This window comes from Shimia abyssi (assembly GCF_003014475.1).
Lineage (GTDB): Bacteria > Pseudomonadota > Alphaproteobacteria > Rhodobacterales > Rhodobacteraceae > Shimia > Shimia abyssi.
In genome coordinates this window covers 23,759-46,688 of sequence record NZ_PYGJ01000020.1, presented here as the reverse complement: position 1 = coordinate 46,688, position 22,930 = coordinate 23,759, and the positions used below count along the sequence as shown (strand labels likewise).

General features: G+C 58.2%; 19 protein-coding genes. 11 read left to right on the top strand and 8 right to left on the bottom strand.

All coding sequences use genetic code 11. From position 1 onward, the window contains the following. Positions 1-48 precede the first annotated feature (48 nt). Positions 49-468, bottom strand: a complete 420-nt coding sequence (locus CLV88_RS20480) for a MarR family winged helix-turn-helix transcriptional regulator (protein ID WP_243403749.1) — start codon at positions 466-468, stop codon at positions 49-51. A 119-nt stretch (positions 469-587) separates the two neighbouring features. Between CLV88_RS20480 and CLV88_RS20475 the strand changes: the two genes are divergently transcribed. The 6 genes from CLV88_RS20475 (at position 588) to CLV88_RS20450 (ending at position 8,092) form a co-directional block, all read left to right on the top strand. Next, positions 588-1,424: an FAD binding domain-containing protein gene (locus tag CLV88_RS20475; protein ID WP_106610270.1), complete on the top strand. Its 837-nt coding sequence runs from the start codon at positions 588-590 to the stop codon at positions 1,422-1,424. Then, complete coding sequence (locus tag CLV88_RS20470; RefSeq protein WP_106610269.1) at positions 1,421-4,153, top strand: molybdopterin-dependent oxidoreductase; 2,733 nt, start codon at positions 1,421-1,423, stop codon at positions 4,151-4,153. The genes CLV88_RS20475 and CLV88_RS20470 overlap by 4 nt, the downstream gene beginning before the upstream one ends. Beyond that, positions 4,146-5,603 (top strand): 6-hydroxynicotinate reductase, encoded by a 1,458-nt coding sequence (locus CLV88_RS20465; protein WP_106610268.1) that lies wholly within the window; start codon positions 4,146-4,148, stop codon positions 5,601-5,603. The genes CLV88_RS20470 and CLV88_RS20465 overlap by 8 nt, the downstream gene beginning before the upstream one ends. 2 nt (positions 5,604-5,605) lie before the next feature. Beyond that, positions 5,606-6,448 carry a UPF0280 family protein gene (locus CLV88_RS20460; RefSeq protein WP_106610267.1) on the top strand — a complete coding sequence of 281 codons (843 nt, stop codon included), beginning with the start codon at positions 5,606-5,608 and terminating at the stop codon, positions 6,446-6,448. After that, a complete protein-coding gene (locus CLV88_RS20455; protein ID WP_106610266.1) occupies positions 6,441-7,022 on the top strand; it encodes an amino acid synthesis family protein in 582 nt (193 codons plus the stop codon). The genes CLV88_RS20460 and CLV88_RS20455 overlap by 8 nt, the downstream gene beginning before the upstream one ends. A 62-nt stretch (positions 7,023-7,084) precedes the next feature. Further along, complete coding sequence (locus CLV88_RS20450) at positions 7,085-8,092, top strand: helix-turn-helix transcriptional regulator (protein WP_133170019.1); 1,008 nt, start codon at positions 7,085-7,087, stop codon at positions 8,090-8,092. Between the two features lie 4 nt (positions 8,093-8,096). Here the strand turns inward: CLV88_RS20450 and CLV88_RS20445 are convergent, their stop codons facing one another. Then, positions 8,097-8,819 carry a hypothetical protein gene (locus CLV88_RS20445; RefSeq protein WP_165798962.1) on the bottom strand — a complete coding sequence of 241 codons (723 nt, stop codon included), beginning with the start codon at positions 8,817-8,819 and terminating at the stop codon, positions 8,097-8,099. 611 nt (positions 8,820-9,430) lie between these two features. On the opposite strand from CLV88_RS20445, the gene CLV88_RS20435 reads away from it, so the two are divergent. After that, positions 9,431-10,291 (top strand): YihY/virulence factor BrkB family protein, encoded by an 861-nt coding sequence (locus CLV88_RS20435; protein WP_106610262.1) that lies wholly within the window; start codon positions 9,431-9,433, stop codon positions 10,289-10,291. Here CLV88_RS20435 and cls read toward each other — a convergent pair. Next, positions 10,251-11,660 carry a cardiolipin synthase gene (gene cls / locus CLV88_RS20430; RefSeq protein WP_106610261.1) on the bottom strand — a complete coding sequence of 470 codons (1,410 nt, stop codon included), beginning with the start codon at positions 11,658-11,660 and terminating at the stop codon, positions 10,251-10,253. The genes CLV88_RS20435 and cls overlap by 41 nt on opposite strands. A 114-nt stretch (positions 11,661-11,774) precedes the next feature. Between cls and CLV88_RS20425 the strand changes: the two genes are divergently transcribed. Both CLV88_RS20425 and CLV88_RS20415 read left to right on the top strand, forming a co-directional pair. Then, entirely contained in the window at positions 11,775-13,376 is a 1,602-nt protein-coding gene (locus CLV88_RS20425; protein ID WP_165798961.1) for an AMP-binding protein, read from the top strand. 457 nt (positions 13,377-13,833) lie between these two features. Beyond that, positions 13,834-15,261, top strand: coding sequence for a DUF1214 domain-containing protein (locus CLV88_RS20415; RefSeq protein WP_165798960.1), 1,428 nt, complete (start codon positions 13,834-13,836; stop codon positions 15,259-15,261). 259 nt (positions 15,262-15,520) lie between these two features. Here the strand turns inward: CLV88_RS20415 and CLV88_RS20410 are convergent, their stop codons facing one another. The 5 genes from CLV88_RS20410 to CLV88_RS20390 all read right to left on the bottom strand — a co-directional run bounded on the left by CLV88_RS20410 (position 15,521) and on the right by CLV88_RS20390 (position 20,605). Then, a complete protein-coding gene (locus CLV88_RS20410; RefSeq protein ID WP_106610257.1) occupies positions 15,521-16,582 on the bottom strand; it encodes a methyltetrahydrofolate cobalamin methyltransferase in 1,062 nt (353 codons plus the stop codon). After that, positions 16,579-17,244, bottom strand: a complete 666-nt coding sequence (locus CLV88_RS20405) for an HAD family hydrolase (RefSeq protein WP_106610256.1) — start codon at positions 17,242-17,244, stop codon at positions 16,579-16,581. Before CLV88_RS20405 ends, CLV88_RS20410 begins: the two co-directional genes overlap by 4 nt. A 3-nt stretch (positions 17,245-17,247) precedes the next feature. After that, positions 17,248-18,171 (bottom strand): methylenetetrahydrofolate reductase, encoded by a 924-nt coding sequence (locus tag CLV88_RS20400; RefSeq protein WP_106610255.1) that lies wholly within the window; start codon positions 18,169-18,171, stop codon positions 17,248-17,250. Between the two features lie 29 nt (positions 18,172-18,200). Beyond that, positions 18,201-18,497 carry a virulence factor gene (locus CLV88_RS20395; RefSeq protein ID WP_106610254.1) on the bottom strand — a complete coding sequence of 99 codons (297 nt, stop codon included), beginning with the start codon at positions 18,495-18,497 and terminating at the stop codon, positions 18,201-18,203. A gap of 293 nt (positions 18,498-18,790) precedes the next feature. Next, complete coding sequence (locus CLV88_RS20390; RefSeq protein ID WP_106610253.1) at positions 18,791-20,605, bottom strand: extracellular solute-binding protein; 1,815 nt, start codon at positions 20,603-20,605, stop codon at positions 18,791-18,793. A 394-nt stretch (positions 20,606-20,999) separates the two neighbouring features. Here CLV88_RS20390 and CLV88_RS20385 point away from each other — a divergent pair, with 394 nt between their 5' ends. After that, positions 21,000-21,773, top strand: coding sequence for a 3-hydroxybutyrate dehydrogenase (locus tag CLV88_RS20385; RefSeq protein WP_106610252.1), 774 nt, complete (start codon positions 21,000-21,002; stop codon positions 21,771-21,773). A gap of 85 nt (positions 21,774-21,858) precedes the next feature. Next, the gene (locus tag CLV88_RS20380) at positions 21,859-22,911 is read left to right on the top strand and encodes a patatin-like phospholipase family protein (protein WP_106610251.1); all 1,053 of its coding nucleotides are present in this window, start codon (positions 21,859-21,861) and stop codon (positions 22,909-22,911) included. The last annotated feature ends 19 nt before the right edge of the window (positions 22,912-22,930 follow it).

Here is a 22,930-nt window from a genome sequence, read left to right as displayed (position 1 = left end):
CGGTTTTACGTCGGTATTGCGTCGGTATTACGTAAGTGTGGTTTTTGGTTAGATCAATTTCCTGAGAAGCATCAGAAAGATGGCCTGTTCGCCTTCGGTCAGGGGGTCGAGTGTGTCGCTAGAGATCTGATGGGCCGCGCCGACAAGCGCGTCGTAGTTTTCCCAAGCGGAGGCCGTGGGTTTAAGCAGCAGGCGGCGCTGGTCGGTGGGGTCGGGCGCATCGCTGATGAAACCCTTTTTGCGCAGACGGTCGACGACTCCCTTGATCGTGGCGGCATCCATCGCCGTGGCGCGGCCCAGCGCGTTTTGCGAAACTTCGCCAATTTCGCAAAGCTTGGCGAGTGCTGCAAATTGGGTGGGGGTCAGATCCGTGATCTGGCTACCAAAGATACCAAGGTGGCGCTGGGTTGCACGGCGCATGAGAAAGCCGACCTGATCGTCCAGAACATAGTCTTTGTCCGAAGCCATGCGCATGGCATCCTTTCGAGGAGACGGCTTTTGTTGACAGCTTGAAAAAGCTGCCGCAAAATCCGTTTGCGTACAAACAATCTTGACCAACCCAAACGGGCAGGGAAGGAGACGGCAGAATGGGGATATATCACCGTCCCTGCAACCTGAAAGACGCATTGGACGTTCTGGCCAAACAGGACGTGACAATTGCGGCGGGCTGTACGGATCTGTTTCCGGCGACCGAAGCCCAAGCTCTGAGCGGGCCGGTGTTGGATATTACTGACATTGTCGGAATGCGCGGCATAAGCGAAAGCGATGTGGGCTGGCGCTTTGGTGCGGCGACCACATGGAGCGATATCGTGCGTGCGGGCTTGCCAACTGGGTTTGACATGCTGGTGGCTGCTGCGCGCGAAGTGGGGTCGGTACAGATACAGAATGCCGGAACGATTGGCGGCAATCTGTGCAATGCGTCGCCGGCGGCGGATGGGGTACCGGCGCTTTTGGCATTGGATGCGACGGTCGAGGTGGCCTCGAAGCGGGGCGTGCGTGTCCTTGCTATGCACGATTTTTTGACGGGTGTGCGCCAGACGGCGTTGGAACCGGGCGAAATGGTGGTCGCAGTTCATGTGCCGCGTGAGTCGTCAGCGGGGCGCAGTGTCTTTCGAAAATTGGGTGCACGCAAATATCTTGTGATTTCGATCGCGATGGTTGCGGCGCGTGTCTTGAGTGATGGCGGCGTGATCCGTGAGGCGGCGATAGCCGTGGGCGCGTGCAGTCCGGTAGCGCGGCGATTGGGCGAGGTTGAGGCGGCGCTGGTTGGAGTTCCCCTGGTCGCGGCAACCGTAAGTGATGGGTTGGTGGCGCATGCCTTGGCCCCGATTTCTGATGTGCGCGGCAGTGATGTTTACCGCGCTGACGCAGCAGGAGAGCTGGTGCGCCGCGCGTTGCGGGATTTGGCGGAGGGCGCGGCATGAAAGACGGCGTGGGGCTTGAGTTGAGTGTAAACGGCTCGTCGTATCGGGTTGACGTTGTACCGGGGCGTCGGTTGTCGGATGTGTTGCGCGAGGATCTGGGGTTGATCGGCACTAAGGTAGGCTGTGACGCGGGTGATTGCGGGGCCTGCACAGTTCTGGTGGAGGGCGAGGCGGTGTGCGCCTGTCTGACACCGGTGGTGCATGTGGCAGGTCGTCATATTGAGACAGTGGAGGCGCTGGCCAAACCGGGGCCGGATGCGTTGCAGCGGGCATTTCTGCGCCATGGGGCGGCGCAATGCGGGATTTGCACACCGGGCATGTTGGTGGCCGCGACGGCGCTGATCCGTCAGACGCCCGCGCCCAGCCGGGCCGAGGTTGAGGACGCATTGGGCGGCGTTTTGTGCCGCTGCACGGGCTATACCAAGATTGTCGATGCGGTTTTGGATGTGGCCGGACAGGGAGCGGGGCCGGAGCCATGGAATGGCGAGGCTGTGGGCGCGCGGGTTGAGCGGCTTGACGGGGTGCCCAAAGTGGTCGGGACTGAGCTTTACGGAGCTGATGATGCGCCAGAGGGGGCACTTTTGGTGCGCGCGGTGCGGTCACCATTTGCTCATGCAGGTTTTGTGTTTGGCGAACTGTCGGGATGGGCCGAAGTGCAGGGTGTTCATGTGTTCACGGCCGCCGACATACCCGGCGAGAACAGTTTTAGCGTGATCCCGGCTTTTGCCGACCAGCCAGCCCTGGCAGAAACCGTAGCGCGGATGCGCGGCGAGGCGGTGGCCTTGGTCGCGGGTGTGCCTGAGGTGGTTGAGGCGCTGGATCTGGCCGAATTCCCAATCACTTGGGAGGCATTGCCAGCACTTGAGGATATACACGCCGCCCGTGCCGAGGACAGCGCGTTGGTACATTCCGACCGAGCGGGCAATATCCTGATCAAGGGCCATGTGAAACGGGGCGCGCCGCTGCAAGCGCTGGAGGCGGCGGCCCATGTGGTCAGCCGCGAGATGCGCACTGGTTACGTCGAGCACGCTTATATCGAACCCGAGGCCGGGACGAGCTGGATGGAGGGCGATGTGCTCAACATTCGCGCCTGCACCCAAGCGCCGATCATGGATCGGGACGACACGGCGCGAGTGCTGGGGCTGTCCAAGGAACGTGTGCGGATCCGGCCAGCGGCCACGGGGGGCGGGTTTGGGTCCAAGCTGGACGTGTCGCTGCAACCTTTGCTGGGGCTGGTTACGCTTAAGACCGGGCAACCGGCGCGCATGGTCTATTCCCGGCGCGAGAGCATGGCGTCGACCACCAAACGGCATCCATCGGTGATGTCCGCGCAGATTGGCGCGGATGCGGATGGGCGGTTGCGCGGCATGTGGTTTGACGGGGATTTCAACACAGGCGCCTATTCCAGCTGGGGTCCAACCGTGGCGGTGCGGGTGCCAGTGCATGCCTCGGGGCCGTATCTGGTGCGGGATTACCGCGCAGAGGCGCGCGCGGTGCACACGCATGGGCCGGTATCAGGGGCATTTCGCGGCTTTGGCGTGCCGCAGGCCGCAATTTTGCAAGAGACTTTGTTTGATGAGCTGGCCGAAGCGGTTGGCATGGATCGGCTTGCCTTTCGCCGCCTGAATGCACTGAGCGATGGGGATGCATCCGTTTGCGGGCAGGTTTTACAGGGCGTTGGGATTGCCGAATGCCTTGATGCGTTGTCGCCCTTGTGGGCTGAGGGGCTGGCGGCAGTGGCGGCGTTTAATGCGCAAAGTGACGATGTGAAACGTGGGCTGGGTGTGGCCAGTTGCTGGTATGGCTGTGGCAATACGGCTTTGCCCAATCCGTCAACCATTCGGATTGGCGTGACGGCACAGGGCAAGTTGCGCCTGCATCAGGGCGCGATGGATATCGGGCAGGGGGCCAATACGGTGATCACGCAGATCGCGGCGGATGCGCTGGGTCTGCCCGTGCATCTGTTTGAGCTGATCGATGCGGATACTGGCGTGACGCCGGATTGCGGCAAGACCTCGGCCAGTCGCCAGACTGTGGTGACAGGCAACGCCGCGCTGCTCGCCGGACAGGCGCTGAGGGCGCAGATATTGGCGATGACAAATATGGGCAACGCGGCGGCGATTGGGATTGAGCCGGGTTTGATTTTGGTCAGCGATGGCACACAACAGGCGCGAATTGTGCTGGATGAGTTGGACGAGGTTGCGCACGGATATGTGTTGATGGCGGAGGAGAGCTACGATCCGCCGACAAGCGCATTGGATGAGAACGGGCAGGGCACGCCCTATGCGGTTTACGGCTATGGTGCGCAGTTGGTTGAGGTTGAGGTGGATATGCGCCTTGGCTCGGTCAGAGTGTTGCGCGTTGAGGCGGCGCATGATCTGGGCCGCGTGATCAACCCGCTCTTGGCCGAAGGGCAGATCGAGGGCGGGATTGCGCAAGGATTGGGGCTGGCGTTAATGGAAGAATATATTCCGGGGCGCACGGACAATCTGCACGATTATCTGATCCCGACCATTGGCGACATGCCTGAAATCCGCTCGATCCTGATTGAAAAGCCGGACCCCGAAGGGCCGTTTGGCGCCAAGGGGTTGGGTGAACATGTGTTGATCCCCACGGCGCCCGCGATTTTGAACGCCATTCGCCACGCTAGTGGTGCACGGATCGAGCAGTTGCCCGCCCGCCCTGATCGGGTGTTGGCGGCGATAAGGGAGGCACAGAGCGATGGTTGAGAAACGCGTCCGCGAAGAAAAGATCCGCTGCGATGCGTGTCCGGTGATGTGTTACATTGCTGAGGGCAAAATCGGGGCCTGTGATCGATATGCCAACGAGGGCGGGCGGATCGTGCGCTGTGATCCGCTGACGGTGCTGGATAAGACCATTGCGCAAGGCAAAGAGGTGCGCCCCTTTCTCAAAAACGAATGGGATGGCAAGCTTTCGAGCGATGATCTGTTTGTCACGGCGGTGGGGTCGGGCACGACCTATCCCGATTATAAACCCGCGCCGTTTCTGGTGAGCCGCGAGGTGGATGGCGCGGATTTTGTGACCGTCGTAACGGAGGCGATTTTCAGTTACTGCGGGGTCAAGATCAAGATCGACACTGATCGCCATCTCGGCCATGAGGGCGCGGTGGTGCGCCATCAGGGCGAGGCCGTGGGGTTGATGGTGACAAGCGAATATGGCTCGCAGATGATGTCGCTTGGCGGGGTTGATCACCTGACCGGCGGGTCTAAGGCCGAAGGGCGCGTGACCTGTGACGCGCTGTTGCGGTTGCTGAACCGCGAGGCGGTGGAGCTGAACGTGGATGAGGGCGCATGTGTAGTTGTCCAGGCGGGTCAGGCGCCGATCGTGGACGGGCATCGCGAAGAACGGATGCGGGTCGGTTGTGGCTCGGCCACGATTGGCATGTTTGCCAGCCAATGGCAGGGTTTGGTTGACGAGGTGGTTGTGGTGGATGACCACATCACTGGCGTCGTGAGTGAGCATCAGGCGGGCAAGGTGCTGGGCTGGCCGGATACGGGCATTCGTATCAAGGGGCGGCGCTCGACTCCGGGGCGGTATTTTCAGGTGGCTGAGCCGGGGCTTGGCTGGGGCGGTACGGATATCCAAGATCCGCTGACGATTTTGGGCGATTGGCTGCCCAAGAAGGGCGCCAAACCGGGGCTGAGCCTTTTGATGGTGTCCACGACAGGCGAACAGTTTGGCTATTACGTGCTGGACGATGACCTGGTGCCCCAGCCGCACCCGCTGCCCGAGGTGCTGAAACCGTCTGTAGACCTGATTGCCGAGAATTGTGAACCGGCGCTGTGCACAGTGTTATTCATGGGGGGGGCAGGTGGATCGTTGCGATCGGGCGTGACCAGAAACCCGGTCAAGCTCACGCGGTCGGTGCAGGAGCGCGGCACCAGGGTGACGGTGGGCGGTGCTGAGGCCTATGTCTGGCCCGGCGGTGGGATCACGTTGATGGCGGATGTAACGCAGATGCCGGACAATGCCTTTGGCTATGTGCCCACACCTGCGATTGTCGCCCCGCTGGAGTTCACAGTCTCGCGCGCGGATTACGTTGCGCTTGGCGGGCATGATGATGCGGTGCGCGATGTGCGGGATGTGCTGGAGCATGGTGGCGAATATGGCGATCAGGTGCGGGCCGTAGCGCCTATGTCACCTGTGGCCGAGAGTTGAATATGGGACCGCAGGTGGCGTTTTTGCCCGACGGGCGGCGGTTGCACCTGCATCATGGGCCGATTGATCTGATCATTGACGTGACGGGGCCGGGGCGTGACGCGGCGTTGCGTCGGGCGGCGGATCGGTTTGACACGATTTTGCAGGAATTGGCGGATGAGTTGGCAATGTTGCGCCAGCCTGTGCAGCTTTGCAAAGGGTTGCAAGGCGATGTGGCGCGACAGATGGCGCGTGCGACACGGTCGTATCTGCCCGCTTTTGTCACGCCCATGGCCGCCGTGGCCGGGGCGGTGGCGGACGAGATTGCACGGGTGATTGCGACTGTCGACGGCGTCGAAACGGGATATGTGAACAACGGAGGCGACGTGGCATTGGTGTTGGCGGCGGGTTGCGAAATGGCAGCAGCGTTGGGCGGCGGTGCAAAGGCGACGATCACGAGCGAGAGCGATGTGCGTGGGGTGGCGACATCGGGTTGGCGCGGGCGTAGCCTGTCGCTGGGAATTGCCGACAGCGTGACCGTTCTGGCACGAGACGCCGCGGCGGCGGATGTGGCGGCGACGCTGATCGCGAACCATGTGGATTTACCGGGGCACAGCGCAGTGATGCGCAGACCCGCGTGCGAGGTTTTTCCTGACAGCGATCTGGGCGCGCGGCTTGTGACCGTCGACGTAGGCGCATTGCGCCCCGAGGAGGTGCAATGCGCGCTTGAGGCCGGGTTAGCCTATGCGCGTGACTGCGCGGAACGGGGGCTGATCAAAGCCGCATATCTTAGTTTGGATGGCGTGACGCGGGTTTGCGGCACGCCATTGGAGTATTTGACCAAAAAGGAGAGGCTGGATGCCTGAATTTACCCTGCGCAAAACGATTGTGTTTGTTGAGGACATTCATCACGATGGTGGCCCGGTTGCCGAAACGCCGCGTCGGCGGGCGGCGATTGTGGCGCTGGTCAAGAACCCATTTGCAGGCCGCTATGTCGAAGATTTGCAAAGCGCGATGGACGATCTGAAGCCGCTTGGGTTGATGATGACGGATCGCTTGATCGAGGCGATGGGTGGCATCGCCGGGATTGATGGCTATGGCAAAGCGGGGTTGGTGGGCGAGGCCGGAGAGCTGGAGCACACGGCGCTGTGGCACGTGCCGGGCGGGTATGCCATGCGCGAACGGTTGGGAGAGGCCAAGGCGATTGTGCCATCATCCATGAAAATCGGCGGCGTGGGCTCGCGCATCGACATTCCGCTGGGTCATATCAACGCCGCCTATGTGCGCAGCCATTTTGACGGTATGGAAGTGGGTGTGCCGGATGGTCCCAAGGCGGACGAATTGCTGTTTGCACTGGCGATGAGCCGGGGCGGGCGTATTCATCACCGCATGGGCGGATTGATGGTGGATGATGTCACTGGCGAGGATGGTTTGCGCTGAGGCTGGACGTGCGACACGTCGCGGGGTTACTCTTGGTCAACGTGTGAACTAGGGAGATCACCTTGGCTGGATATATCCGGGCTTCTATGATTGAGGGGCTGGACAAGATTGCCGATCGGGAAGGGCAGGATTTGCGCCCTATTCTGGCGCGCTATGGCTTGGACGACAGTATCTTCCACGCGGTTGAAACCGAGATCGATTATGAAGACATGGGCGCGCTGCTGGAAGATTGCGCGCGCAGTTGGAGGTTGCCCAATCTGGGCATTCAGCTGGCGCGGCTGCATTCGTTACAGACCTATGGCGTGATCAGCCTTGTGACACGTATGGAAACCACGGTGCGCGGCGCGGCGCATGCGATGCTGCGCAATCAGTTTCTGCACACCAATGGAATGGTGACGACGCTGCGCGAAATTCCGGGTGATGGGCTGGCCGAGGTGATTTACGCCCCGCTGAGCATCACCCGCCCGCAACAAGCGCGCGAAATGTCGTTGGTGATGGGCAAAACCGTGCTTGCTGAATTGTCCGGGCGGCGGCCGGAAATCCTGTCTGCTGAGGTGATGTTTGCCGCACCAAGGGGCAAGGATTACCTGTCGGCAGAGCTGGGATGTCCGGTGCGGTATGGGCGCAATGCCTATTCGTTCCTGTTTCGCGACGATGTTCTGAACGTGCGCCTTAAGAAACAGGATGTGGCCTTTCACCCGATCATCCGCCGCTACTTGGCGGAAATCACAGTGGAAAAGGGCACGCCATTTGCCGAAACCGTGAGCCTTGAAGTTTTCCGGCAATTGTCGCTGGGCGTGTGTTCACAGGACAAGGTAGCAGCAGCGCTGCGGATGCAACCGCGGTCGCTGCAACGCAAGCTCAAGCAGGATGGGACAAATTTTCGCGAAATTCTGGACGAACAGCGCCGTCGCCGGTCGCTGGCCTTGGTTCAACAAACGGATCTGCCGCTGGGTGAGGTGGCATTGGCGGTCGGGTACTCTGACCAGACCGCCTTTAACCAAGCTTTTCGCCGCTGGTTTGGTCGTACGCCGCTAAAGGTGCGGCGTCAGGAGGGGATGCTGGCCTAATCGCTCAGGCCGAGCGTCGATCATGCATAGGCGTTTGCGCGATCATCCAGTCGCGCCATGCGGTTTGCCATGCGCCTGCAAATTCAACACCGGGATGTTGGGAGCTAAGAGCAGGCTCTGACATGGTGTATTGGTCTGCTTTTGTGACAGAATATACCGTTGGGGCATGTGGTAGCCGTTTTGCCAGATCACATGTCGCCTGGTGTTCCGTATCGTGGGCAACGATGCATGTGTGGTCTGGCGCGGCCGACAGGGACGTGCGGGGGGTGCGTGAAAATACCGACAGGCGGGGCGCAAAGAGCGACAGGCTGAGTACGGGCAGATATTTGCCCGAACGCTGCGCGGATGTAAGCCATTTGAGCGCCACCAACGCACCATTTCCGATTGCCGCCAAATGAAATGGGCGCGCAGACGGCAATCTTGACTTCACAGCCGTGTTTACGCCTGTGATCATTGGGGTAAACCGTTGGTTTTCATCATGTACCCATTGATTGTGCCAGCGGATCACGTACAACGACAACCCGGTTTTCACGAGGCTGGGCGCAAGCGACCATGGCGCGATCAAACGGCGTGATGCAGGATTTCGGGTTAGATCAGGGATCACCACGACCGGTGTGCTGGACGGGGATAAATCATTAGCAAGGCTGAGCATACGACACGTCCCGCCGTGAACTTCTGCTGGGGTGGAATGAGACGTATCAGAACTGGAAAAGGGTTTACTCATCATCGTTCAAATCCTTGAGAATATCTTCGTGTCGTGTCTGGGCGCTTGTGCGCTCTGGTTGGTGGATAATGGTCGAAGGGCTGTTGCTGCCCCGGGCACTTATCTGGGTGGACTTTGTTGGCCCGAGGCAGCACGCCCTGCTCGATGCAGACCGGAATTCGTGGCGCCAGCCTGGAAAACCCAAGCTGGCGCAGACCTTTTTCCGTGAGTGGAGGGCCATTTGCAGGGCCCTAGCCCGTGATCGCCAAGGTCAGTGCGATAAGGGCGATGCTGACCCACACGTGGGAGGGAAGACCGATGAAGGAGCCAGCTAAGCGGTTGCTTTTGTGTGGTTTCGTTTGCCGTTTCGTTTGTCTTGATTAGGAAATGGGGTGTCTGAACGCGGTAGACTTTGGAAATTTTGCCAAGTTTTTTGGCAAAGATGACAAGTGCCCAATATCCGGACGCAACAACGGGCCGAAAACTTGTCAGTGAAACGCGATTTAGGAGTTGTCGATGGGAACAAGCTCGCTTAACGCTGGCTGAAATATAGATTTCAGAGCGTTAAGTGATGCCTGCTGTTTCCGGATAATTCGAAACGCTATAGTGAGAAGAACCGCTCGGAGGGCTTACAGATGTCAGTGTATTGGACCACGTTCTGGGACGCGTTAGCGCGGTTTGGCCAAAAGGGCGGCATGGTGCGCGCCAGCTATATCGCGCTGGCGATCATGTTGGCGGTATTTCCGTTTTGTATTTTTGCCCTGTCGCTGGCGGGCGCGCTGAGTGCGGATACTCAGGTGGATGATCTTGTGAATTTTGTATTTGGCGGCTGGCCTCAGGAGATTGCTGAGCCGATCGAAAAAGAGCTGCGCGCGGTGTTGCAATATGGGGGAGGCACGGTGACGATTGGCGCGTTGCTATCAATCATCTTTGCCTCCAACGGAGTTGATGCGGTGCGGTTGGTGCTGACCGCGGCCTATCGCGACGAGGATCCGCGCCCGTTCTGGAAAACGCGCCTGTTGGCGATTGGATTTGTGATTGCCGGTACATTGCTGATTATCTCTGCTGGGATGCTGAGCGTGCTTGTCCCGCTAACGTTGCATTTCTTTGGCGAGTGGGTGCCGTGGCTGCAAAACTCGATCCTGAGCAATGACCAGTTCCGCAGCATTATGACAGTTCTGATCCTGTTATTCGCCGTTTATGCCTGTCACAAATGGCTGCCGGGTGTGCGCCATTCGGATCGCTCACTGGCACCGGGTATTATCCTGACGGTCATTCTTTGGGATATCGCATCGCGTGGTTTCGCATTTTATATCGGCCATTTCTCGACATATTCGGTGACATATGCCGGGCTGGCCGGGATAATGACGGCGCTGATCTATCTCTATATGATGGCAGCGATTTTTGTGCTGGGGGCCGAGTATAATGGTCGCCTGTTTGATCTGCGCAGCAAGGCTAGAGAAGCGGCGCAAACAGACGGGCCACAGGCGCAGTGATGCGCAGCCATCTAGGTTGATCGGTGATGTTTTTTTGCAAGAGTTCGGCGCGGGAAAAATCATCTTTCAGCATGATTTCAACATCTTCTGCGACTTCAGGTGAGAACACGATTGCAGTGGCCTCAAAATTGAGGCGACAGGAGCGGCTGTCGAGATTCAGCGTACCAACTGAGGCGATGCTGTCATCGACCAACACCACCTTTTGGTGCATGAAGCCGTCTTGGTAGAGCAGAAACTGAACACCGGCCTCGCGCAGTTCGTCGAAATAGGCAAAAGCCGCCAACCAGGTTAACCAGTGGTCGCGATGGGCTGGCACAAGGATGCGCACATCCAACCCCCGCAACGCAGCGAGCTTGAGCGCAACAGCAATATCGTGGTCGGGTACAAAATAGGGTGAGGCGATCCAGATCCGGTCACGGGCGGCAGCGATGCAGGTGTTGAAGTAGAGGTTGCCGGTCTCCATGTCGTCCGCCGGACCAGAAGTCAGGACCAGCCCGTCCAGGTTTTCCGGGGCCGGTACCAGCGGCCAGTCGAGCTGATCAAAGAGGTATTCCCGTGTTGCCCAATGCCAGTCTTCGCAAAACGCTAGCTGGAGTTGCAACACCATGGGGCCGCGCAGGCAGCAATGCGTGTCGCGCCATGCGCCAAATGCGGGGTCGCGACCGAGATACTCATCCCCAATATTCAAACCACCTGTGAACCCAGTTGTACCATCAATAACCACGGTTTTGCGGTGATTGCGGAAATTGAGCTGAAACCGTTTGCGTGGGCCTTGCAGGGCGTTGCTGTCAAACATCTCGATACCGCTGGCTTTCAGGTCGTTGATGTAGCTGCGAGAGAGGCGCGAACATCCAACGGAATCATAGAGAAAACGCACTTTGACCCCACGTTCGGCGGCGGCAATCAGGCGCGCTTGCAGCGCTTTGCCAATTTGATCATCGCGCACGATATAAAACTGGACGAGGATATAGGATTGTGCCGCATCAAGGGCGTCAAAAATCGCATCAAACGTCTCGTCTCCATCTACCAAGAGCTCCATCGCGTTGCCGGACAGGATTGGGCTTGAGGCAATCTTTTCAAAGGCTTGATAGCCAATGTGCTGTGTGTCTGGGCGCGGGGGCAATGCCTCTCGGGCGGTGTGGATGCCGGTTTTGACCTCTTGGTAATCCCGGCGCGACACGACATAGCCGTTCATGCGGGAATGCCCCAGAAAGAGGTAACTGATGATGGCTATGTGCGGCGCAGAAATGAGGAACACGACCCATGCAACAGAGCCTTGCGGGGTGCGCGACCAAGCCATTGCCCTGAGAGCCAGAGCAATGGCGAGCACTTCGATGGAAATGAATGCGAGAACAAGAAATGTGGCCAATGGGCACCTCCGAATGAGGGCAGGCTAGAACATTGAGCGGACGCTGAAAAGATGCCGGTTGCGCCGTGAGGCCGAGAGGCTAATCTGGCACAAATCACCAGGGAGATGATCGAAATGGCGGGAACGATCGGAGCATTTTTTGAGGCTCGGGCGGCGCAGTGGAAGGCAGCGGATTTTCTGGTGGTGCCTAGTGATCCGACACGGGCATATCATCCGAGTGGAAGCATTTACTCATTCGCGCAAGCCTCTGAGATTGTTATGAAATGGGCCGCATGTTTTGAGAATTTTGGCTATGGGCACGGCCACCGCGTGGCGGTGTTGCTTGAGAACCGGCCCGAGATGCTGTTGCTGAAATTGGCGCTGGCCAGCCGGGGGATTAGCTGGGTGCCGGTGAACCCGGATTATCGCCCCGCCGAGATCGCATATTTGTTGCAGGACAGCGACGCGGTGCTGGCGATTGTTGCGCCCAATGTAGCCGCGTTGATGCGGGACGGGATTTTGGAAAGCGGACGGGATGTGCCGCTGGTGGAGATGGGCGTCGACTTGCCGGACTTGCCCCACGCACCGGGTGCTGCGCCAGTGGATGGGCCAGTGGCCCCCGAGAGTGAGGCGAGCCTGATCTATACGTCCGGCACGACCGGGCGACCCAAGGGGTGCATTATCAGCCATGATTATGAGATTCAGATGGGAAAGTGGTATGCTAACCTTGGTGGCTTGGTTGTATTTCAGGAAGGAAAATCAAGGATTTACAACCCATTGCCGCTGTTTCATGTGAACGGTGCCATTCTGTCGTTTATGTGCGCCATTGATCAGGGCTGTGCGCAGATCATTCCTGCGCGGTTCAGTGGTAGCCGGTGGTGGCGTGAGATTGTCGAGACGCGGGCGACGGTCGTGCATTACCTAGGGATCATCATTCCTGCGTTGATGAATAGGCCGCCAGAAGAGTATGATTCAAAACATAAAATTGAGTTTGCAGTTGGCGCAGGGGTGGAGCCGACATTGCACCGTGCGTTTGAAGAACGGTTCGGATTTCCGTTGATCGAAGTGTGGGGCATGTCGGAGATGTGTCGGTTGCTGGCGGATTGCCACGAACCGCGCGCGGTAGATACGCGGGCGATTGGGCGGCCTCAGAAGGGGCTGGACGTCAGGGTTGTGGATGAGAAAAACATCGAAGTCGCGCGTGGAACGCCAGGTGAAATGGTCATACGTTATGATGCTAACACCCCGAGAAAAGGCGCTTTTTCGGGATATCTGAACTTGCCCGAGGCCACCGAGGAAGCTTGGCGCGGGGGGTGGTTTCACACCGGGGATACCGTGCGGATGGACAAGACCGGATTGATCATTTTTGAGGATCGCAAGAAGAACATTATCCGGCGCAGTGGTGAAAATATTGCTGCGGCTGAGATCGAAGCCTGTTTGCAGGAACATCCGAGGGTGGCACGGGTGGCGGTAATCGCTGTGCCGGACACGCTTAGGGATGAAGAGGTGATGGCCTGTGTTGAAGTGATCGACGGGTGCGATGATGCGCTGGCGGATGAGCTTTTTGATTGGAGTTTCAAGCGCTTGGCCTATTACAAGGCGCCGGGGTGGTTGCGGTTTCTGGATGAAATCCCGGTAACGGGCACTCAGAAAATTCAGAAACACGCGATGTTTGGCGAGGGGCAAAACCCAACCGACGGGGCGTATGATTTCCGCGATCAAAAGAAGCGAAGTTAACCTTTGGCCGCGTTGTGTGCAGAAAGGTTAAGAGCTTAAAACGCTGGGATTTGCAGGTCGGTATTCCATCGGTATCGCGTCGGTGCGGGATTTGGGGGTGGAAGAGGGTTAACACGACGGGCGTGCCTTGCGCGGAAAGGTTAATGTGGGGATGATGGTTTGATCCTGACGTCGGGTGTCGGAGTGACGTCCTAGCAATTGGTGTGGGGCTGATGTGTGGGCGAAATTGTCGGTCGATTCGTAGGCGACAACGACGGCAGGCAGCCCAGAGCGGACTTGGCGTCAAAGTATTTTTTTGCAAAAGCAGACTTCGACGAAAAGGTCGTCGCATGGTGTTTGTGTGGGACATGAAAAGTGTTCAACGCACCAAAAAACTTATGAGAAAACTCGGTTTCTGTGTACAGTTTTTCCATCTGCAAAAATTGGTCAAACTTATTGTATCAGAATGGTGTTCGAAATGAGCTCGTATTTCAACCTAACGACCGTCAAAGCATTTGCATTCGGCGTCATGGCCGCAACGCTGGGTCAGGCCGAGGAATTCAACCCTTCGAACGCCAATACGGCGGACCGTATGACCTATCACCGAGCAGTTGACGTTGCTGTTTGGGCCATGCCTTTGATGAACTTTAAGTTCTACATCGATGCGCTCGCTCGGGCCGGGGTTGGGCCGAACGATATTGGCTACAACTCCCAAGTGCAGGATTGGCGGTTCCAGACCGCTACGCCGAACAACACGACGCCTTACATACACGCGTATTGGAACATCAAAGATGGTCCGGTTGTGTTCGAAATGCCTGCGTCTGTAGAAGGCATTGGCATATTTGGCACTGTCATGGACTCATGGCAACGTCCGCTCGACGACGTGGGTTCAAAAGGGCGGGACCGAGGGCTTGGGGCAAAATACCTGCTGGTGCCACCTAATTACGATGGCCCATTGCTTAGGAATGCGTTGGTCTATGAACAAGAAACGAATTACGGTTTTGCTGTTCTTCGCCCAATTATCGCTGGTGGTCCAACCGAAGAAAACCTTGCGAAGGCCACAGCGCTAACCAAGCAGATTAAGGTGTATCCTCTTTCCGAAGCCGAAGCGGAAGTTACAACGAATTACGTGGACGTCTACGGCGTACCGCTGGAGATGACTCCCAAGATGGATGGTGAGATCTATAGCCATATCCACGAGATGATTGGCCAGGAAGTCGTGTTGGACCGCGACCTTGCGATGATGGGCGCATTGGCGCGTGTCGGTATCAAGCGCAACGAACCTTTTGAGCCCGGTGATAACCTTCAAGCGATATATGATGCGGCGGGTCCCGAGGCGCTGGATTATATGATTGATCAATACCACCGTGTCCTCAATCCATTTGTGTTCAAAGGGAAAAAATGGTCTGCGCTTGTCCCAGATGGGTCGCGAGAGACAGAATGGAGCTACGAATACCCGTCATATTACGACTATGTCGCGCGCGGCGCGCTTTACTACGCGATCATAACAAGCGTTAAAAATTACGGTACAGCGACCTACTATCTCGACTTGGCCGAGACACCGGACGGTGAATGGCTTGAAGGGAACCGCAACTACAAGCTCACCGTACCTGCCGATGTACCGGTCCGCGATTTTTGGTCGATTACGACTTACGATCTGGAGACGGCCTCCTATTTACGTGACATCGAGCCAAGCACAATTGATTCCAACATGTCTGATGTCGTCAAGAATGATGACGGTTCCGTTGATATTTACTTCGGGCCGACAGCTCCGGCAGGGAAGGAAAACAACTGGCTTCCAACTGATCCGGAGCGCCGTTTCTTCCTGCTTGCTCGATTTTACGGGCCAGAGCCAAGTTTGCTCGATAGTAGCTTTGAACTGAACGATATGGAGCGAATGGACTGAACGCCGGGTTCGGGCGCTAGGTGAGAATTCACCGCAGTATGACCCAATGTCAGCTTCGGGAAAGGTCCTAAATTTTGCAATGCTCACTTCCTGCGCTTAGCTGCCTTTCGAGCCAAGCGAAGGGTCGGCAAAGGTGGATCTGACTGGCTCTATACGTAGCGGCGTGCCCGGCGGGGTGAGCAAAGTGCCGGCGACACGCGACATTCAAGAAAAAGGCCGGAGCGGTTGCTCCGGCCTGTTTGGTTTTTCTTTACACGTTTCAGGCGCGGCGGCGGCGGCCACCGGCGCGGCCACCACGACCGCGGGTTTCTTCACCGGGCTTAGGCGGTGCTTTGTTGAACTTGATCCATTCGCCGCCATGCGGGTCATTGTTGGTCAGGAAGTTGGCGGCGCGGATGGCCTCCATTTCCTTGCCGGCGCGCGGCAGGGTCGAACCGATGCCGAACATCTGGCAGAACGCTTCGTCGTCCATGTCGGCGGGCAGGATGATGCCCGACGCTTCGACTTCGGCCTTTTTCTCGGCCAGTTTCTTGGGACCGACGGGCAGGGCGACCGGGTTCATGATCGCAGAGGTCATGCCGGCACCCATGGCCATGGGCAGGAAGGCGTTGTTGATGCCGTGACGGTTGGGCAGGCCGAACGAGATGTTGGAAGCGCCGCAGGTGGTATTGACGCCCAGCTCTTCGCGCAGGCGACGCACAAGGGCGAAGACCTGAAGACCGGCGGTGCCCATCGCACCAACGGGCATAACCAGCGGGTCGACAACGATGTCATGGGCGGGGATGCCAAAATCGGCGGCACGCTCAACGATCTTTTTGGCAACAGCAAAGCGCACATCCGGGTCTTCGGAGATACCGGTGTCATCGTTGGAGATGGCCACAACCGGAACGTTGTATTTCTTGACCAGCGGCAGGATCTGTTCGAGGCGCTCTTCTTCGCCGGTGACAGAGTTCAGCAGTGGGCGGCCTTCGGCGATGGCCAGACCGGCCTCTAGCGCGGCAGGAACCGAGCTGTCGATGCAGAGGGGCACGTCGACGAGGCCCTGAACCAGTTCGACGATCTTTGTCATCAGCGGTGGTTCAGTTTCGTTCGGGTTGGGGTTGGAGTTATAGACAACACCCGCGTTGATATCGAGCACGGTGGCGCCCGCAAGAACCTGGGCGATGGCGTCTTTTTCGACGGTCGAGAAATCGCCTGCCTCCAGTTCGGCGGCGAGTTTTTTGCGGCCCGTTGGGTTAATGCGCTCTCCGATCACGCAGAACGGTTCGTCAAAGCCGATGACGGCTGTTTTTGTTTTGGATTCAACGATGGTGCGGGTCATGCAAGAACTCCAGTCTTGGTCTTGAGGATCCCTGTCAGGATCGGATCAGTAAAATCTGTGATTGTTTCGTGGGCACCTGCGGCGCGCAGGGGTGCGTCGCTGAGCGAGGAGCGGATGCCAATAACATAAGCCCCGGCCGCCGCTGCCGATGTGACGCCGGGGGGGCTGTCTTCGAAAGCGATGCAGTGTTCGGGGGCAACTTCGAGGCGGGTCATCGCCGTAAGGTAGGGTTCGGGGTGCGGTTTGCCGTTGATGCATTCGTCACCGATGACAAGCGTGTCAAATTGATCGCTGAGCTCGATTGCGTCGAGCATGGCGATGGCGTTGGCACGCGGCGCGTTGGTGACGGCGGCGGTTTTCCAACCCTGCGCGCGCGCCAGGGCCATCAGCGCACCAAGACCCGGCATGGAAGGGTAGGGACGAGGGAGGCGGCGGCGGAACTCGGCCTCTTTCTGATCGGCGAACGCCTGTGGATCGGGGTGATCGGGGGCAAGCGTACCAAATATATTAGCGTTAGAGCGCCCGAGGATATTGGCCGCATAAAACGCCTCGTCCACGATGTGCCCATGCGCTGCGAGCAGGTCGGCAAAGACCAGAATATGGATCGGGTCACTGTGGATCACAGTGCCGTCCAGATCAAAAAGCAGCGCATGGGGCGACATCGATTAGCCGTTCACCGGAGTGCCAGCGGCACCACCGTTTTCAATTGCCCATTTGGCATTGGTTTTGATGCCGCCCAACGGGAAGAAATGCACCTTGTCGATGTTGAAATCCGGGTTGGCCGCCTTGTGATTGGCCAGCTCGGTCAGCACGTCGTTGGGTTCGTAAGGTAAAAGCAATTTGGAGACATCCATGGCACGTTTTTGCAGCACCTTGAGCGAGGGGCCGACACCGCAAGCGATGGCGAATTTGATCAAGGTTTGCAATTTGGCCGGGCCAGCGATGCCGATATGGATCGGGATATCGACGCCTGCGGCTTTGACGCCATCCGCCCATGCGATGATCGGTTTGGCGTCAAAGGCAAACTGCGTTGCCAGCGCCATTTCAGCGTCGCTGCGTTTGGAGAAATCCTGTTTCCACTGAAGGGCAGCGTCGACATTGGCGGTGCCGCCTTTGGGGTCGATGTCCTTGTTACCCTCGGGGTGGCCCGCGACGTGAAGGCGTTTGAAGCCTGCCTTGTCAAAGAGCCCGGTTTCCAGAAGCTGCATCGAGCTGTCGAATTCACCATGGGGTTTTTCGACGCCACCTGCGAGCATAAGCGCCTGATCAACGCCTGCTTCACCCTGATACATGGCGATCCAGTTCTCCAGCGTCGCGGCATCCTTGATGATGCGGGCCGGGAAGTGCGGCATGACCGGGTAGCCTTCGGCGGCGATGCGCTTGGCGGTAGCGACCATTTCCTCAATCGGGGTGCCCTCGATATGGGCGATGTAGACGCGGGTGCCCGTGGGCAGCAGGTCGCGGAAATCCTCGACCTTGGCGGCGGTGCGCGGCATCACTTCGATTGTATAGCCTTGCAGGAAGGCTTCGACATTTGGGGACGCGGTTTTCACCTCGTCGGTCTTACGCTTGAAGTTCAACAAAGCCATTGCGGCCTCCCATAAGTTGGGGCGTTTCGTCATGCCCAGCCTTCGTTGGCGATCAGCTGCTTGATGCGTTCCTGATCAAATTCTGCTTCGAGCCGGGCGGCCTCGCTGTCTGCGATGGCCTGAGGCTCTCCTTCAACCGTGTAGGGGGCTGCCTTGCGCCATTCCGCAAGATAAGCATCGGTATCGGCGGCGCCAATTTTCATCGCGGCACGGTCGATCGCTTGTTCAAAGCGTTCGGCCAGTTGCCTTTTGGAGCCGCGCCGGCCTTTGCCCACGATGACCTGGGCGGGGATGTCGCGCCAATAAACGATTGTGACGTCAGGCATTTGAACCTCTGATTCCTCGGTTTCGGTATGACAGTCGTAAGGCAGACTGCGTGTTTGTTTTTGCTCATTTTCGACAACTGGTCATCTTTGTGCGACGCATGTGTGCGATGGCGTGCGTTGTAGCGGGTGAATGGCCCCCATGACCAGTTGAATGAAATGAAAACTTTTCATGATAAAGTGCGAGTTTGGGCGACCCCCATAAAAAACGCCCCGGAAGGTGAGGTCCGGGGCGTTTTTAGGGGTTTTGCGCGGGGCTCATTCGGACCCGCGTAGAGGGGCGTGCCGTGGTTTGGTTATTCTTCCCACCACCAGAGGGCTGGCATCCAGTCGGCGCCGTCGCCATAGATTGGCAGCGTGTCGGGGAAGTGCATTTCCTTGCGATGTGCGATGCGACCCACGGCATAGTTCCAGATCGGGATCACGTGACGACCTGAGGTCAGGACACGGTCCAGCGCGCGGGTGGCGGCGATGAAGTCGTCCTGGCTCTCCGAGGTCAACATAGAAGTGATCAGAGAGTCGATGACGGGGGATTTCACACCCATCAGGTTGCGTGTGCCAACCTCATCTGCGGACGCGCTGCCCCAATAGAGCGATTGCTCGTTGCCGGGGCTGAGCGAGAGGGCGCGGCGGAAATCGGTGATGTCGAAATCAAAGCCATTCACACGTTCAGTGTATTGCGCATTGTCAACCAGCGTGACCGTGGTTTGAATGCCGATACGTTCGAGCGACTTGGTATAGATGTCGATCACAGCCTTGTTCTGGATATCGCCCTGACGCAGCAGGATGTCGAGCACAAGCGGTTCGCCATTAGCGTCTTGCATCTGGCCGTCGACCACCGTGAAGCCCGCGGCATTGAGGGCCTCCATCGCGGCGGCAATGTTCTTGCGATTGCGCGCCGAGCCGTCAGAGGCGGGCAGGGTGTAGCCGTCGATTGTGTCGGCGGGAAGCTGATCCGCAAAAGGTGCGAGCAGTTCGGCAACGCGCCCCTGTGCCGGTCCGGCCTCCATGCCCAGAATCGAGCCGGAGAAATAAGAGGTGATGCGCGGCTGACGCCCGCCGGTCATGGTGTCGTTGATGAATTCAAAGTTGAACGCATGGATCAGCGCATCACGCACCCGGATGTCATCCAGCGGAGCGCGGCGAGCATTCATCACAAAGCCGGTCATGCCCGAGGGTTTCTGATGCGGGATTTCCGATTGCACAATGTCACCGGACGCGGCGGCGGGAAAGCTATAGCGTGTGGCCCATGCGTCAGCGTTGAATTCGCGCACATAAGAGATTTCGCCAGCCTTGAACGCCTCGAATTGCACATCGCCATCGCCGTAGAAGTCGATTTTGATCTCATCAAAGTTGTTGGTGCCTTTGCGGAATGGCAGGTCAGCGGCCCAGTAGCTTGGGTCGCGGGACAGGGTCACGTAGCGACCTGCCTCAAATTCGCCAACGACATAGGGGCCGGAGCCGATGGGAATATCGGTGAGGGTTGAGTCCTCGAATGCCTTGCCCTCCCACTGGGCCTTTTTCAGGATCGGGCGCAGGCCCGCGATGAGCGCGAGTTCGCGGTTGTCGGTGTTGAAGGTGATGCGGACGGTGCGATCGTCAGTGGCTTTGATACTGTCGATCTGTTTCCAGAAGCCGAGATATCGGGGGTGGCCGACCGTGCCCAGAGTTTCGTAAGACCAGATCACATCGTCGACGGTGATCGGGCTGCCGTCAGAGAAGCGCGCCTCGGGGCGGAGCGTGAACTCGACCCAGGAGCGGTCTGGTGGGGTTTCGATGGATTCAGCAATCAGGCCGTAGAGGGCGAATGGTTCGGCGCGGTTGCGGCCCATCAGCGAATCGTAGGCGAAGAATCGCAGCTGCCAGGGCACGGTTCCCTTGCGAATAAATGGGTTAAGCGAATCGAATCCACCGGTGTTACCGGTGACGATTCGGCCGCCCTTGGGGGCGTTTGCGTTTGCGTAAGGTAAAGCGGTGAAGTCAGCCGGAAGGGCCGGTTCACCATACATAGCGATTCCATGTGAGGGCTCGGCCAAGAGCGGCCCACCCATGAAAACAACGGTCAAAGCCGCGCCCAACGCTCGTTTCAGGGGGAAACATATTGATGTCATATGCGGAACAATCCTCTCTTGCCCTTGATTTGTTACATTAAAAACTAACGGCGGATTCGTGGGTTATCAAACTTTTAGCTTGGAGGACGGCGTGGGATTGCTTATAAAGGTCTCACTGCTCGATAGGTTTCTTGCCTGTATGAAACCTGCCTCAATAACTATACGCCCGCCTTGTGCGGGCGTTTTTTTTGCGCATGAGACACGTCAAATTGATTTGCAGCTTCATTTTGCAGCCGCAGCATTGTTATGGTGCGCGTGCAGAAGCGTTTCGCAAATCACGTGAGTCGCGCCCGACCTAAGGTGTTGCTGACATCTTGCGAGGAAGCGCGGTGCAAATGCCCGGTGCGATAGCCCGTCAGGTGATTTGCGAGACGCTTTTCATGAGGAGACAGAGATGACACTTGCAAACAAGACAGCCATTGTAACGGGGTCAAATTCGGGCATTGGCCTTGGGGTTGCACGCGAGTTGGCGAAGGCCGGGGCAAATGTTGTTCTCAACTCGTTCACGGACCGCGAGGAAGACCACGCGCTGGCCGCAGGGATTGCCGAGGAGTTTGGGGTTGAGGCGCGCTATATCAAGGCGGACATGTCCAAAGGGGACGAATGCCGCCAGCTGATCAAAGATGCGGGCGGCTGTGATATTCTGGTGAACAATGCCGGCATTCAGCATGTCGCGCCGATTGATCAGTTTCCGGTAGATAAGTGGGATGCGATCATCGCGATCAACATGAATTCAGTGTTTCACACCACAGCTGCGGCTTTGCCATTTATGCGGGAGCGCGGCTGGGGCCGGGTGGTCAATATCGCCTCGGCACATGGGTTGACGGCGTCCCCTTATAAGGCGGCCTATATTGCGGCCAAACACGGGGTTGTGGGCATGTCCAAGACGGTGGCATTGGAGACGGCTCAGGAACCGATTACCTGTAACGCGATTTGCCCCGGTTATGTGCTGACCCCGTTGGTGGAGGCGCAGATTCCCGATACGATGAAGGAATATAATATGTCGCGCGATGAGGTGGTGAAGAACGTCATGTTGACGCGCCAGCCCTCGAAAGAGTTCGCGACCGTCGAGCAGTTGGGAGGCACGACTGTATTCCTGTGTTCGGATGCAGCGGCGCAGATCACCGGGACGACGATTTCGGTGGATGGTGGCTGGACCGCTTTGTAAGTGCCATTTTTGGGGGCGCTGCCCCCATCGCCCGAGGGCGATTCCCCCGAGATATTTTAGGCATAAGGAAGAGTAGGGTTGGTGCATGGCTGAGGTGAAGCGGATCAATTTGGCCTTGCAGGGTGGTGGCGCGCATGGCGCCTTTACCTGGGGGGTGCTGGATGTGTTGTTGCAGGATCCGGATCTGGAGATTGCCGGGATTTCGGGCACGTCGGCGGGGGCGATGAATGGTGCCGCCCTTAAGGCAGGAATGCTGGAAGGCGGGCGCGAGGGTGCGCGCGAGATGCTGACATGGCTGTGGGAGCAGCTGGGTGCCGTAACGGCGCCGGGGTTTGAGGCGTGGATGACTGGGGTTGCGCCAGGGCTTGGCCTGGGGGCCGGGTCGGTGAGCCGGGCGATTGAGCATTCGTTACCGTTTATGGCGGCGGATATGGTGCAACGGATGACAACGCCGTATTTGTACGGGCCATTTTATGCGCATCCGTTGCGCAAGGTGGCAGAGCAGTTTCATTACGACAAGGTTTGCGATGATCGTGGGCCGAAGCTGTTCATTTGTGCCACCAATGTGCGCACCGGCAAGGCACGGGTGTTTTCAGGGATGGAGATCGACACGGATGTGTTGTTGGCCTCGGCCTGTTTGCCGACATTGTTTCAGGCGGTCGAGATCGATGATGCGCGCACGGGGCGGCGGGATGCGTTTTGGGACGGCGGCTATACCGGCAATCCGGCGCTGTGGCCGCTGTTTGAGCGTGAACTGCCGGAGGATGTGGTGATTGTGAATATTAATCCGCTGGAGCGCGAGGAGCTGCCGGTGACGCCGCAGCAGATTGCAAATCGGGTGAATGAGATCAGTTTCAATGCGTCCTTGATGAGTGAGCTGCGCGCAATTGGATTTGTGCGTCGTCTTATCGATCAGGGCGTGATGGAACGCGGCGCGATGCGGGAAGTGAATGTGCATATGATCGCGGATGATGACTTTATGAACGAGTTGTCGGTGGCGACCAAGACCACACCGGTTCCGTTGGTGTTGGCGCAGCTCAAGGCGGCGGGACAGGCGGCGGCGGATAGGTTTTTGGGTGCGCATCGGGGGGATCTGAATGTGCGCGGCACGGTGTCTCTGTCCAGTACATATGGGTAAGGTCAGTTGAGGCGGGTCG